A 14,001-nucleotide genomic window follows, 5' to 3' on the forward strand; every position below is an offset into this window, starting at 1 on the left:
GCCGGTTTATAAAGAAATGTGAAAAGTGTAGGTTTGACCCCTTGCGGCACATTTATTGCGTAGTGTTTCACTGACGTTCAAAATATGCAAATCTTGGTCTTAGGTCAGTGGTTTACCCATTCCGATGGATACTGTAGCCCGTGTGAATGTGTTTGGATTCCTTGCCCTTGGATGCAGATGAGCTGTGAATCAATCGCGAACACGAGAACGAATGGGGGCAAAAAGCGATTTCTAGAAGAAATTCATTGCCGGCAATCGTGATGACAATTCTTGTCACTCTCCTCCTGGGTTTTTCCATTCACAGCGAGACCTTGAAATCGGCCCGTCCCGATGCCGTCAGCGCTTTGTGGATCGGGGATTCGCGGGGCATGACGAAAGTCGCCCCGGGGACGGGAGCGCTCCTTTTGCGGGTCGATACCGCGGGAGAAGTCGGCGCGATTGCGGTGGACGAATGGAACGCAAGGGTCTGGGCGCGGGGGCATCACGCTCTTTACGCCTTTGATTTCGCCGGCGCGCAATTGTTGCGGATTCCTTTTCCGTACCGGCACCACCACGAACGGGACGGTTGCGGACCGCCGGGTCCTGTCGGAACGGAGGATGCGCGTCTTGCGGTCGATCCCGCCGACGGGGCGGTCTGGCATGCCGCGGGGGAATGGCTGTTCCGGTTCGACGTGCAGGGAGAGCTCAAGGTTTCCCTCAAGCTGCACCACCCGATTCGGGGGATTGCCCTGGATCGTTCGAAGTCGCACCTGTGGGTTGCGACCGACCGGGCCGTCACCGCCTACGACCAGGAGGGGCATGCCGTCGGGGGAATCGAGCTTCGTCGTCGCTCCGAAGTCCGCGACATTGCGTTCGACCCCGTTTCGGGGGGCCTCTGGATCGCTCTCGATCACTTCCTGAAGCGCTATGACGATAACGGAGCGCTCCTCTTCGAAAAACGGTTTCACCGGATTCGGCGGATCGGCGCGGACGGCCGGGGCGGGCTGTGGATTGCGAGGGAGCGAACGGTCGCGCGCCTGGATCGCGACGGGAAGACGCTCTTTGAAGTCGATCCTTTCCAAGGGCGGGAAGGCGGAGGCCCGAACGATCTTGCTCCGGACGTTTTGGACGGTTCCGCCTGGGTCGTGAACGGGAAGTTCCTGGCTCACGTGAGCGCGACGGGAGCGGTATCGAGCGTTTTCGATCCCGACGCCGCCCACCGGACCCGCTTGCATGCCGTTGTGCTCTACCGGGACGCGGCGCCCCCGGCGGTAGGCATCACGAGTCCTGCCGAGGGAACCCGGATCAACACGTCGTCGCCGGAAATCGCGGTGACTTACAGTGACGCCGGAACGGGCGTGGACCCGGGGAGCCTTTTCTTCAGGGTCAACGGGAGCGATTGCGCGGGGGTGTGCAGCGCCACCGATACCGGCGCCCTCTGCGCCCTTCCGGCCGTCCTGCGGGAAGGGGAAAATACCGTGATTGCCACGGTGAAGGACTACGAGGGGAACGTCTCCAGACCGGCGCAGGTGAGCTTCACGATCGATACGGTGCCTCCCGGGATCACGTTGAGCGCCCCGCCGCAGGGCCTGGTGACCAACCAGGCGGGACAGGCGATTGCCGGGAGTGTGAGCGAGCCGGCAACGCTCACCTCTAACGGGCTGCCGCTCACCCTGGGGGAAGGTCTGAGCTTTTCGGGAACCATCACCCTGGGCGAAGGGACGAACACCGTTGAGCTGATGGCGGTGGACCGGGCGGGGAACAACGCCCGGCTCATCCTGAACCTCACCCTGGACACCGTTGCTCCGGGCATTCCCGACCTGGGGCTCATCGCGGTGAGCGACCCGGTCGACGGCCAGGTCACCGTCACAGGTGCCGCGGGCAGCGTGGAAGGCGGGGCCGAGGTGGTGGTGACAAACAGTGTCACCGGAGAGACAAAAATCGTCACCGCGAACGCCGACGGCAGCTTTACGGTGAGTATCGGGGCTCGGGCGGGAGAAACGCTTTCCATCGCGGTGCGGGACAAGGCGGGCAATTCGGGTCCGGCCGCGAACCTCGCCGTTCCCGCGGCGGGGTCGCCCGCCGCGGACAAGCTTCCGGAGGGGAGTTTCGGATATTTTTACCGGGATCTCGTGCCGCGGGACGCCACGATTGCCGAGTACAACCCCAGGCGATTCGGCCTCGTCACGGGAATCGTGAATGACGCGGCAACGTGCCGCTCGCCGGGGTCGTCGTGTCGATTCTTTCGCACCCGGAATACGGCACGGCGGCGACGGATGCCGCGGGGCGCTTCACTTTGCCGGCCGAGGGCGGGGGCACGCTCACCGTCGTCTACCACAAGGCCGGTTTGCTCCCGTCGCAGCGACAGGTCAACCTGCCGTGGAACGATTTCGCGGTGGCCGAGACGCTGCGGATGATTCCCGAGGATCCCGCAGCGACCGCCCTGACCTTCGACGGCAACCCGGACACGGTGCTCACGCACCGCTCCAGCGTGGTGAGCGACGTTTCCGGCAGCCGCTCCTGCACCATGGTGTTCACCGGGGACAACCGGGCGTATTCCGTCGATGCGGGCGGCAATACCATCGCCGAGCTCACCACCGTCACGGTCCGGGCGACGGAGTACGCCACCGAGGACTCCATGCCCGCGAAACTCCCGCCCACTTCCGCCTACACCTACTGCGCGGAGCTGCAGGTGGACGGAGCCGAACGGGTGCGGTTCGAGAAACCCGTCGCGCTGTGGGTGGAGAATTTCCTGGGATTCGACGTCGGGATTATCGTTCCGGTGGGCTATTACGACCGCGACCGCGGCGTGTGGGTGCCGCAGCCGAACGGGCGCGTGGTGAGGCTCCTGGACACCGACGGCGACAGCGTGGCGGACGCGCTCGATGCCGACGGCGACGGGCAGGCCGACGATCTCAACGGGAACGGGTCCTTCGCCGACGAGGTCGCGGGCCTGGACAATCCGCAGAAGTACCCGGCGGGGGCGTCGTTTTGGCGCGTGGAGGTGAAGCATTTCAGTCCGTTCGATTTCAACTGGGCGCCTTCGGTGGTTGATCAATACCTGGGTACTTTCATAGACCCCAACCCCTTGGGCGATCCGGAGGTTGACGACGAAAGAAAAGAGGAGGATGACTGCTCCAATCAGACGAACTCGTATGCCACTCACAGGGCCCGGACTTACCATGAAGACATTCCCGTCCCCGGGACTGAACTGACTTTGCATTATGCGAGCAGCCGCGTTCAAGGCACGCAACACATCATCGCGGTTCCGGCAAGCGGCAATGACGTGCTGCCGGATAGTCTCAGGGGAATTGTCGTGAAGCTGGAAGTTGCCGGCCGTGTTTTCAAGAAGATGCTCCCTCCCTTGCCCAACCAGGGCACCGAATTCGTATGGGACGGTCTGGATTGCCTCGGAAGACGGACTGCCTCGGCAATCGCCAATACCAGCATAGGGTTTATATACGAAACACGCTACGCGGTGCCTGAGGAAATCAAGGAAGCGTTTGCATCGCTGGGGCTGATCGTTACCCCCGTCGGGCCCCGGGAGGAAGCGAGGGAGGCCATCGCGTGGAAGCACCATCAGATGGTGATCCGGTCTTTTCAGGTCGGAGAAGCCACATCCATGGGGGAAGGCTGGAGCCTCTCGAACCACCACCAGGCGGATTGGGTCCTGCCCGTGCTGCACAAAGGCGATGGGACTATCCTGGAGGAGAAGAATTCGAGCCACAAGTCCAGGTCGTTCTTCTATTCATCCATCATCGACACGGTTGCGGGCAACGGGACCGCAGGTTACGGCGGGGACGGGGGCGCTGCAAATCATACGGAGGTGAATTGGCCGACAGGTGTTGCCGTTGATGCGAAAGGCGACCTGTACATTGCCGACTCCGGCAACTGCCGTGTGCGCAAGGTGGACTCCTACGGTATCATCACGACGGTTGCCGGCAACGGCAGTTGCGGCTACTCCGGCGACGGGGGAGCGGCCGTCGAGGCGCAGCTCGGGTATCCGGCATTCGTGGCGGTGGATTCGCGGGAAAACCTCTATATCTCCGATACCGAGAGCCACCGCATCCGCAAGGTCGGACCGGATGGCGTCATCACGACCGTGGCCGGGTCCGGATTGTGCCATTTGAAGGTGGAAGACGGTTATGGCGGCTACCAGGAATACGACGCGCCCTGCTTCGACGGAGACCAGGGGCCCGCCGACCAGGCCAAGCTCAACAATCCGTCGGGTGTGGCCACGGATGCATCGGGCAACCTTTACATCGCGGACACGGGCAACCGGCGCCTTCGCAAGGTGGCCCCGAGCGGCACGATCTCCACGGTGGCCGGCGATGGAGAGCTTGGTTCGGGTGCCGACGGATGGCCGTCGACCCAGCTTCATTTGAGCCCCGTTGGGGTGGTCGCCGATTCAAGAGGCAACCTCTTTGTTTCCGATCTTTCCCATGGCGAGGGCAACGGCCGCATACGCAAGATAGACCCTACCGGTTTCGTCACAACCGTGGCTGGTCATGATTGGGAAGGAACCCTGGGTGATGGAGGCCCGGCAACTCAGGCGTACATAGGGTCTCCTCGAGGTCTGGCAGTCGATCGAGGGGGCAACCTGTATTTCGCGGACCCTTGGATAAACCGTGTTCGGGCCGTGAACACCATGGGAATCATCACCACCGTGGCGGGCTCCGATGACGGAACGTTCGGCGAGGACGGAGGGTTGGCGCTCAGGGCGAGGCTTGCTTTTCCGATGGATGTGGCGGTCGATCCCCGGGGGGACTTGTACGCCACGGAGCAGTGGAACCAGCGGGTTCGCAAAGTCCGCGGCCGTTCTCCTTTTGTCGAGGTGAAAAGTGCGGGAGGGACGGTCGTTGCCGATGACAATGGCTTGGGGTATGCACTCGCGGGGGGACGTCATCGAGAAACGGTGGATCTCGATACCGGGGCGCTGGTCTATAAATTCGACTATGATGAGGGCAAACGGTTGAGCTCCATTACCGACCGGTTCGGCAACCGGACCACCCTCGCCAGAAATGCCGACGGGGTGCCCACTGCGATCGTCTCTCCCGACGGTCACACCACCGGCCTGGTCGTTGACGACGCCAACCGCCTCCGAGAAATCATCTACCCGGACGGCGGTTCATATCGATTTGAATATAACGCGGGAGGTTTGATGACGGTCCAGGTCCAGCAGGGGGGAAACCGGTTCGAACATGGCTTTGACGCCGCGGGGAAGCTGACCGACATCATCGATGAGGAGGGCGGGCACTGGCGGTATTCCCAGAAAGTGACCTCAACCGGGGAAATCCGGGCGGAGATGCTCACCGGGGAAGGCAACCTCACGTCCTACGTGGACAAAAACGACGGAAGCGGGATCTTCACCTCCACGATTACCGACCCCAACGGGGCTGCGACGTTCTATAGGTCGTTTCCGGCCGCCTTCCAGGATTTGAAGTGGTCCGCCTGTGGATTGCTTCTGGAGTTCCGCTACGACTATGACCCCCAGTACGGTTTCCGGTTCACCAGGCAGCTCAGGGAGCATACCACGACCGGCTTTCTGGACAGGATCACCGAGCGGTACAGAACTTATGAAGACACGGATTCCAACGGGGTTCCCGACCGGATCACGGAAACCGTCGCCGTCAACGGGAAGGCCACGACTCTCGTTCATGACACGGTCCAGCACCGAAAAACGTTGACGTCCCCCCAGGGCAGAACGGTCACCTCCTTCTACGATCCCCATACGCTGCTCACGACGGATCTCAGGGTGCCGGGCTATCTTGACAAGAGCTTCGGGTACGACACCCGGGGGCGCCCGACTTCGATAGTAATCGGCGAACGTGAGACGAAGCTGGCCTACGACGATCAAGGCCGTCTCGGTTCCGTGACCGACCCCGGGAACCGGACCACGTCATACGCGTACGACGCTGTCGGCCGAACGACGGGAGTGTCGCGCCCGGACGGAAGCACCATAGGTTTCAGCTATGATCTGAACGGCAATATAACGGTCCTGGCCAATCCGGCGGGCACGCCCCATGCTTTCGGCTACAACCGGGTGAATCTGAACGGGTCGTATCAGACCCCGCTCAGCGGGAGCTACCTGTATTCCTACGACCGGGACCGCCGTTTGACCCGGGTGCTCTTCCCTTCGGGAAAGGAAATCCGCAATGTGTACGAGAAGGCGAACCTGGCTCGCGTCGAGACTCCCGAAGGCAACATCGAATACGGGTACCTGTGCTCCGGCAGGTTTCCGGAATCGATCAACAGGGGCGGGGAAGGAATCGCTTACGGTTACGACGGGCCGCTCGTGACGTCCGAGACCTTCTCGGGGACGCTGGGCGGGACACTGAAGTATTCCTATGACGAGTACTACAGGGTGACCTTGCTGAGTTACGCCGGGGCAACGGAATCCCATACCTACGACAACGACGGCCTCTTGACCGGAACCACCGATTTCACCATTCGCCGGGATGCGACAAGCGGTTTTGCGGAGGCGGTTCTGGGGGCGACCACTGCCCAAAACCGGGCGTTCAACGGCTACGGGGAACTGGACGGGGTGGAGTACCGGTCGATGGACAATCCCGTTCATTCCTGGTCGGTTTCCCGGAGCGCGGCGGGAAGGATCGCGACCAAAACGGAAACCGTGAACGGTTCAACCGTTGAGTACGCCTACGAATATGATTCCCTTGGGAGGCTTCTGGCGGTCCGGCGGGACGGGGTGCCGGCGGAGGAGTACCGCTACGACGCCAACGGCAACCGCACGCAGGAGACCAACACTCTGCTGGGCATCATCGGAAGGACTTCGACCTACTCCGAGGAGGACCACCTGCTGACTTCGGGCGGAACCGTCTACCGCTACGACGCCGACGGGTTTCTCACCACCCGGACGGAAGGCTCGGCGGTGACCCGCTACGTGTATTCTTCACGTGGAGAGCTATTATCCGTGACCCTGCCCGACGGGAAACGGATCGAGTACGTCAACGATCCCCTGGGGAGGCGGATCGCCAAGAAAGTGAACGGGACGATCACGCAAAAATACCTCTGGCAGGGGCGTACCCGGTTGCTTGCGGTTTTTGGCGGAAACGACGATCTGATCCTGCGCTTCCGGTATGCCGACGGCAGGATGCCTTTGTCTTTCACGAAGGGGGGCACGGAATATTCCCTTTCCTACGACCAGGTGGGGACGCTCAGGACGGTGACCGACGCATCGGGCGCCGTCGTGAAGGAGCTCGTCTACGATTCTTTCGGCAATCTCATCGGCGACACCAACCCGGGGTTCTATGTTCCGTTCGGCTTTGCGGGCGGCCTCCACGACCCGGACACCGGCCTTGTGCGCTTCGGCTTCCGGGACTATGATCCGGAAGTGGGACGCTGGACGGCAAAGGATCCGATCGGCTTTGGGGGTGGGGATACGAACCTGTATGGGTACTGCTTAAGTGATCCGATCAATTGGGTAGACTCGCACGGTCTTAAGGAACACTATATTTTTGAGTTTGAACTGTTAAGTACATTATTTGAAATATTAAATTATAAAAATGAAATTTTGGAGAAGGCAAAGGAGCAGGCAATACATGATCAATGTTATAAACAAGAGTGGGAGAGTTTACATAATAAATATTCGATATTGGATGCAGGATTTGACTGGATATGGTATGATGTAGATGAGGCAGTAAAACACTATAGAAAAGAATTTCAAAAGACAAGGCCATGTATGTAAGTTAATAATACATATATTCATTATACAATAAATAATATATTGGAGTTTTGTATGTATAATAACATAAGTTCATTAATATATATGTACTGTTCCAGTCTATATAAGAATATACTTAGGCTAATTAAACGTAGGAATATCATGATTTTAGTATTCGTTGCTGTTGAGGCTGTTGAATTTATTGATTTTTTATATAAATACAAGATAAGTCATCATTATAATAAAATGTTATTCGTCAAGATCTCTGTGTTGGGTGTTTATCTATTGCTTTCATATTTAGCATATGAAGGAATTCAAATGGCAATTGTAGCGTTTAGATTATTATTAATTATTAATGGAGTTTGGATACTGATATTCTGTCTCTTGGGCGTTAACTATTCGCAATATATTTTGAAAATCATTGGTATTATTATTGGTGCCTACTTTCTGCTTGGAGGAATATTGTTATTGAGAAATACTGATTCATCATTGAGCTAATAGGCTGTGATATTCATAATCTGTCAACTATGCTCATAGCGTGTTGAAGGGATTTCGTCTCCACTTTTGATGTACTGGGCGTGTTCAGCAGTATCTTGGCATCAATAGCGACGCTGGAAACGGCCTGCCGGAAGTGGTCCATGGGGCGACCACTGCGCAGAGCCGGGCGTTCAACGGCTACGGGGAGCTGGACGGGGTGGAGTACCGGTCGGTGGACAATCCCGTTCATTCCTGGTCGGTTTCCCGGAGCGCGGCGGGAAGGATTGCGACCAAAACGGAAACCGTGAACGGTTCAACGGTTGAGTACACTTACGATTATGATTCCCTTGGGAGGCTTCTGGCGGTCCGGCTGGACGGAGTGCCGGCGGAGGAGTACCGCTACGACGTCAACGGCAACCGCGTGGAGGAGACCAACACTCCGCGGGGCATCATCGGAAGGACTTCGACCTACTCGGAGGAGGACCACCTGCTGACTTCGGGCGGGACCGTCTACCGCTACGACGCCGACGGGTTTCTCACCACCCGGACGGAAGGCTCGGCGGTGACCCGCTACGTGTATTCTTCCCGTGGAGAGCTATTGTCCGTGGCCCTGCCGGACGGGAAACGGATCGAGTACGTCAACGATCCCCTGGGGAGGCGGATCGCCAAGAAAGTGAACGGGACGACCACGCAAAAATACCTATGGCAGGGGCGTACCCGGTTGCTTGCGGTCTTTGACGGAAACGACGTAGCGTATTGAGCAATTGGGGCTCTCGCGGAGGACGCCCATCCCAGGGGTGAGCGGCGGGAACGGGACGCGCGGGATTGGCCGTGGCACCCTTGATGATCAGCAGGAGGAAAGATAGCCGCCGGTGAGCCACGAGAGAAAAAGAGCAGAAAGCAAGTGCGCAACGGGCGCGAAAGCCCGGCGGCGAGCGTTCAACCTCGCGGCGTTCGGAGCGATTCTCGCGCTCGCGCTTCTGTTCAAGGTGTTCTATCTCTGGTCCTATTCCCATTCGAGTCCTTATTTCGCCATCGCCCGGCTGGATTCCGGCGTCTACGTCGACTGGGCGAGGGAAATCAACCGGGACGGCCGGCTCGGCACGGAAGTCTTCTACCAGGCGCCGCTCTATCCCTATTTCCTGAGCGTCGTGTTCTCGATTTTCGGTGAGAGTTTTCCGGCCGTCACGGTCATCCAGCTTCTCATGGGCGCAGGCATCGTATGCTTGGTTCACCTCGTCGGGAAAAGGGCATACGGGGAGCGCGCCGGGCTGATTTCGGCCGCCCTGTGCCTGGCCTACGCTCCCTTCACCATGCTGGAAACCAAGATCCTCACGACGGCAACCGAGATGTTCCTGGGCCTGGGGAGCATGTACCTCCTGGTAAGGGCCGAACAGGAACGGAGCATCGGCTGCTGGGCGGCGGGCGGCGCCGTTCTCGGCCTCGCCGTGATCTGCAGGCCCAACTACCTTCCGGTCGTGCCGCTCGTGATCCTGATTCTGCTGGCGCGCCACCGCCACCGGCCGCGCGAGGCGATCCCCGCGATCTTTGCGGTCGGCCTGATTCCCTGCCTCATCGTGGGAGTCGTGGCGGCCAGGAACTACGCCGTGGGCCGGGATTTCGTTCCCATCAGCTCGAGCGCCGGGGTGACCTTCGCCCAGGGCAACAATGCCATGGCCCGGGGCGCCATGGTGGTGCTCCCGGGTTTTTCGGGATCATCCCCGAACCAGCGCCGGGAGGAAACCCTGATCGCGGAAAAAGAGATGGGCCGGCCGCTCAAGCCTTCCGAAACCAGCGCGTTCTGGTTTCGCCGCGCCTTCGAATTCATCCGGGAACACCCCGGCCAATACCTGCGGCTGCTCCTGGACAAGGTTCTTCTCGTCTTCAACAACCGCGAGCTGGGAAACAATTACCTCATGAGCGTCGAGGAAGCCCTGACGCCGGCGCTCAAACTGGCCTTCATCCCGTTCGGCTTCATCATGGCCTGGGCCGTGGTCGGCCTGGTGCCCCTCATCCGGCCCGGAGCACCGCGCGCGGCCGCGCTCCTCGCCACTTTCCTGGGAACCTTCGCCATGCTGGTCCTCTTCTACGTGAGCACGCGTTTCCGGATGCCCCTGGCGACGGCGGCGGTGATCATGGCGGGCGGCGGAATCGCGACCTTTCTGGACAGCCTCGGAAACGCAAGGCGGGCGAGCTTGATCCTGGCCGCGGCGGCGGCCCTATTCATCGTTTCGCTGCCGCCTTTTCTGCCGCTCAATGAAACGCAGCTGATGCGGGGCGACGGGGAATACTGGGCGAATCTCGCCGTGGCCTTCGAAAAACAGGGGCAATGCGAAAGGGCGCTCCGGGCCAGCGAGAAAGCCATCGCGATCAACCCCGAAAGCTACCGGAACCACGCGAAAAAGACGGAGCTTCTGGACGCGTCCCATGCGGACAAGAACGACGTGATCGCATGGGCGCTGCAGGTGGCGGAGAAGTTTCCCGGGGAGTGTTCCGCTCACCTGGCGCTGGCCGATCTGTACCGGGCCGCGGGGAAGAACGGGGAGGCGATTCGAAGTTATCGGAAAGCCGTGGCTTTGCGCCCCCGGGAGCCCGAACCGTACCTGCGGTTGGGGGCGCTATTGGGAAACGGCGGGGACCATCGGGCAGCGCGGGCCGTGCTGGCCGAAGGGCTGAAGGTCGGCCCGGCGGACATCCGCCTCCAATACGATTACGCCGTGTCGTGCGCCATGACGGGGGACAGGGAGGAGGCGCTCAAATGGCTCCGGGAAGTCGCATCCAGGGAGCCTGGCTATGCCCGGTCCCGCGAGTTGTTGCGGCAGCTGGATGCAGGGCCTCCCGAAAGCGGGACTCCCGGCGGCCGGCGCCCCGGCCCGTGACCGGCTTCGGCCAGCGCCTTCAATTGCCGGAAGAAATCCCGGATCACCGCAAGATTCAGTTTCGATGTGCCCGCGACCCGGCCGTGGAAGGTAATGGGCACTTCCTTCACACGCAACGATTCCCCTTTCCTGGCGAGAATTTCGAGGCCGATCTTGAAGCCTTTGAGGTCTGAGGGAAGAGCCAGGAGGATTTCCCGGCGCACCGTGAAATAACCGGAAAGCGGGTCCCGAACGCTTGTGAACGCGCGTGCGAACATCGCGGCGAGCCGTGAACCCGCGCGTCTGTGAATCGGCCAGTTTGGCGCGCAACCGCCGGGAACATAGCGGCTGCCGATCACCATGTCGTGCGTGCCCGCGCGGACCGGTCCGACGAGTTCGGGGATCGCCTCCGGTTCATGACCGAGGTCGGCGTCCATCACCACGAGAACGGCCCCTGCCGCGGCCTTTGCGCCGGTCAGCACCGCGTCGGACAATCCCCTGCCGCCGTTGCGCGCCAGCAGACGCACTCCCAGGCGGGTTTCCCATCGTCGCACGCGCTCCACCGTGCCGTCCGTCGACCCGTCGTCCACGACCAGGATTTCCGCGTCGAAGTCTGCGCCCTCGACGCATCGCTCCACCCTTGCGAGCAGGGCGTCGATATTTTCCGCCTCGTTCAAGGTGGGAACGATCACCGAAACATCAACCATTCCGATTTCTCCACGAGCGCCGAGCGCCCGGTCCCAGGCCCTCGCACGCGGGCAGGACCCGGAAGCGCGCGGGGGCAGTGCGTGCCGACTTTCCCATGGCACGCCGGGTCGATCGTTTTGAGCGACAAACCGCGTCAGTCGCCGAATCTCCTGCCTATATAGATCGTCGGGCCGTCCTCCGACTGAACGAAAAAAAACGGCCGGGTGAAGTTGTGCTTCCACGATAAACCGGAATATCCCCCGGGGTCGTCAGCCGTTGCGTTTATGGAGCGGCTCGGAGAGCCATTCCGCGGTTGTAGCCCGCGCTGCGCGCCGACGTTGAAAATTCTTGACAATTAAGTTATGTCACACTAATAGAGTCCTTTGGAAATGCAGTTTGAATGACAGCGGGTGAATTCGTGTTCGGCCGGCGTGGAAAACTACCGGACCGGAAACCGTCCAGCCCGGATGTGTACGGGCTGGAGGATGTTTCCGGCCGGAGGCAGGGGAATCCGCGGGAAAATGCGGCTCCGATCCGGAGCGGCGGGATCAGGTTCCGGCGGGATTCCGGGTTGTGATGAGGCTCTCCTCGATTCATACCAGGTTCTTCTCCGCGTTCCGAGTCCACCTACAGGCACCTGGCAAGTGAAGGCGCGTATCAATTCGTCATGACGGAGGGAGAAACCAGAATGAACTATTCCACACCAAATTCCAACGACGCAACCCTAACCTTCAACCGCTCGAAAAACGTCGTTCCGATGAGCGGTCTGTGCAGCCGGTGCATCGACGGATGCCGCGGCAACTGCGAGGTTTTCCGGGCGACCTTCAGAGGTCGTGAAGTCATTTATCCCGGGCCGTTCGGGCAAATCACCGCCGGCGGGGACAAGACCTTCCCGGTGGACTATTCGCACCTGAACATCCAGGGCTACGCCATGGGAGCGCACGGTTTGCCGGCGGGAGTCCAAGGGGGTCCCGACACCGCGATTTTCCCCATCGTGAGCACGGAAACGGAATACGGCTGGGACGTCAAGGTGAAGATGGATATGCCCGTATTCACCGGCGCCCTCGGTTCCACCGAGATCGCGCGGGCGAACTGGGATCATTTTTCCGTGGGCGCGGCGATCAGCGGGGTGACCCTGGTCTGCGGCGAGAACGTGTGCGGCATCGATCCTTACCTGGTGCTCAACGATGCCAACCGCATCGTCAAGTCGCCTGAAATGGACCGCCGCATCGAAACCTACAAGCGCTACCACAACGGCCGCGGGGAGCTCCTGGTCCAGATGAACGTGGAAGACACCCGGCTGGGCGTGGCCGAATACGTCATTGACAAGCACAAGCTGCAGACGATCGAGCTGAAATGGGGTCAAGGGGCGAAGTGCATCGGAGGGGAAATCAAGGTCGACAGCCTGGAGCGCGCCCTGGAGCTGCAGAGAAGGGGTTACATCGTCACGCCGGACCCCTCCAGCAAGATCATCCAGGCCGCCTACCACGAAGGCGCGATCAAGGAATTCGAGCGCCACAGCCGTCTTGGGTTCGTGAGCGAGGACGGTTTCCTCAAGGAGGTCGAGCGGTTGAGAAAACTCGGCTTCAAGCGCGTGACCCTTAAGACGGGAGCTTACAGCCTCCGGGAACTGGCCATGGCGATCAAGTGGGGCTCCAAGGCCCGGGTCGACCTGCTCACCATTGACGGCTCCGGGGGAGGCACGGGCATGAGCCCCTGGCGGATGATGGAGGAGTGGGGCATTCCGTCCCTGTACCTGCATTCGGTGGCCTACGAGTTCTGCGATAAGCTTGCTCAAAAGGGAGAGCGGGTGCCCGATATCGCCTTTGCCGGCGGGTTCTCCAGCGAAGACGGCATCTTCAAGGCGCTTGCCCTTGGCGCGCCTTACGTGAAGGCGGTCTGCATGGGTCGCGCGTTGATGATACCCGGAATGGTCGGGAAGAACATCGCCCAGTGGCTCAAGAAGGACGATCTGCCCAAGACCGTCAGCCAGTACGGCAAGACCGTCGAAGAAATTTTCGTGGGCTATCAGGCCGTCAAGGACATGGTCGGCGAAGACGAGATCAAAAAGATACCGCTTGGGGCCATCGGGTTTTACAGCTATGCGGACAAACTGAAAGTGGGTCTGCAGCAGTTGATGGCCGGCGCCAGGCGGTTCAAGGTGAGCGCGATCAGCCGCAGAGACTTGATGTCGCTCACCGAGGAATGCTCCAAGGTGACCAAGATTCCCTACGTGCTGGATGCGTACCGGGAGGAGGCGGAAGCCATCCTGAACGGTTAACCGTCCCGTCACGACAGGAAACAGAAGAAGGGCGCCCC

The 14,001-nt window shown here is 60.4% G+C and carries 5 protein-coding genes and 2 pseudogenes; 6 read left to right on the forward strand and 1 reads right to left on the reverse strand.

The window, feature by feature from the left end; all coding sequences use genetic code 11:
- Nucleotides 1–368 precede the first annotated feature (368 nt).
- The 5 genes and pseudogenes from SFUM_RS23865 to SFUM_RS20950 form a co-directional block, all read left to right on the forward strand.
- Nucleotides 369–2,033 (forward strand): annotated as a pseudogene (locus tag SFUM_RS23865) (Ig-like domain-containing protein); the annotation flags it as partial.
- A 179-nt stretch (nucleotides 2,034–2,212) separates the two neighbouring features.
- Entirely contained in the window at nucleotides 2,213–7,684 is a 5,472-nt protein-coding gene (locus SFUM_RS22240; protein WP_150109598.1) for an NHL domain-containing protein, read from the forward strand.
- 138 nt (nucleotides 7,685–7,822) lie between these two features.
- Nucleotides 7,823–8,158 carry a hypothetical protein gene (locus SFUM_RS20940; RefSeq protein ID WP_041441188.1) on the forward strand — a complete coding sequence of 112 codons (336 nt, stop codon included), beginning with the start codon at nucleotides 7,823–7,825 and terminating at the stop codon, nucleotides 8,156–8,158.
- 88 nt (nucleotides 8,159–8,246) lie between these two features.
- Nucleotides 8,247–8,897: pseudogene (locus tag SFUM_RS20945) on the forward strand (RHS repeat-associated core domain-containing protein); the annotation flags it as partial.
- Between the two features lie 112 nt (nucleotides 8,898–9,009).
- Nucleotides 9,010–11,016 (forward strand): glycosyltransferase family 39 protein, encoded by a 2,007-nt coding sequence (locus SFUM_RS20950; RefSeq protein ID WP_041441191.1) that lies wholly within the window; start codon nucleotides 9,010–9,012, stop codon nucleotides 11,014–11,016.
- Here the strand turns inward: SFUM_RS20950 and SFUM_RS20955 are convergent.
- Nucleotides 10,929–11,702, reverse strand: coding sequence for a polyprenol monophosphomannose synthase (locus SFUM_RS20955; protein WP_011700844.1), 774 nt, complete (start codon nucleotides 11,700–11,702; stop codon nucleotides 10,929–10,931). The two genes, SFUM_RS20950 and SFUM_RS20955, sit on opposite strands and share 88 nt — an antisense overlap.
- A 668-nt stretch (nucleotides 11,703–12,370) precedes the next feature.
- Here SFUM_RS20955 and SFUM_RS20960 point away from each other — a divergent pair.
- Nucleotides 12,371–13,963: an FMN-binding glutamate synthase family protein gene (locus SFUM_RS20960; RefSeq protein WP_011700845.1), complete on the forward strand. Its 1,593-nt coding sequence runs from the start codon at nucleotides 12,371–12,373 to the stop codon at nucleotides 13,961–13,963.
- Nucleotides 13,964–14,001 lie beyond the last annotated feature (38 nt).

This window comes from Syntrophobacter fumaroxidans MPOB, from assembly GCF_000014965.1.
GTDB lineage: Bacteria > Desulfobacterota > Syntrophobacteria > Syntrophobacterales > Syntrophobacteraceae > Syntrophobacter > Syntrophobacter fumaroxidans.

Excerpts from the sequence above, each read along its gene's own strand:
- SFUM_RS20940 (WP_041441188.1), top strand. The coding sequence starts at position 7,823 with ATGATTTTAGTATTCGTTGCTGTTGAGGCTGTTGAATTTATTGATTTT.
- SFUM_RS20960 (WP_011700845.1), top strand. The coding sequence starts at position 12,371 with ATGAACTATTCCACACCAAATTCCAACGACGCAACCCTAACCTTCAAC.
- SFUM_RS20955 (WP_011700844.1), bottom strand. The coding sequence starts at position 11,702 with ATGGTTGATGTTTCGGTGATCGTTCCCACCTTGAACGAGGCGGAAAAT.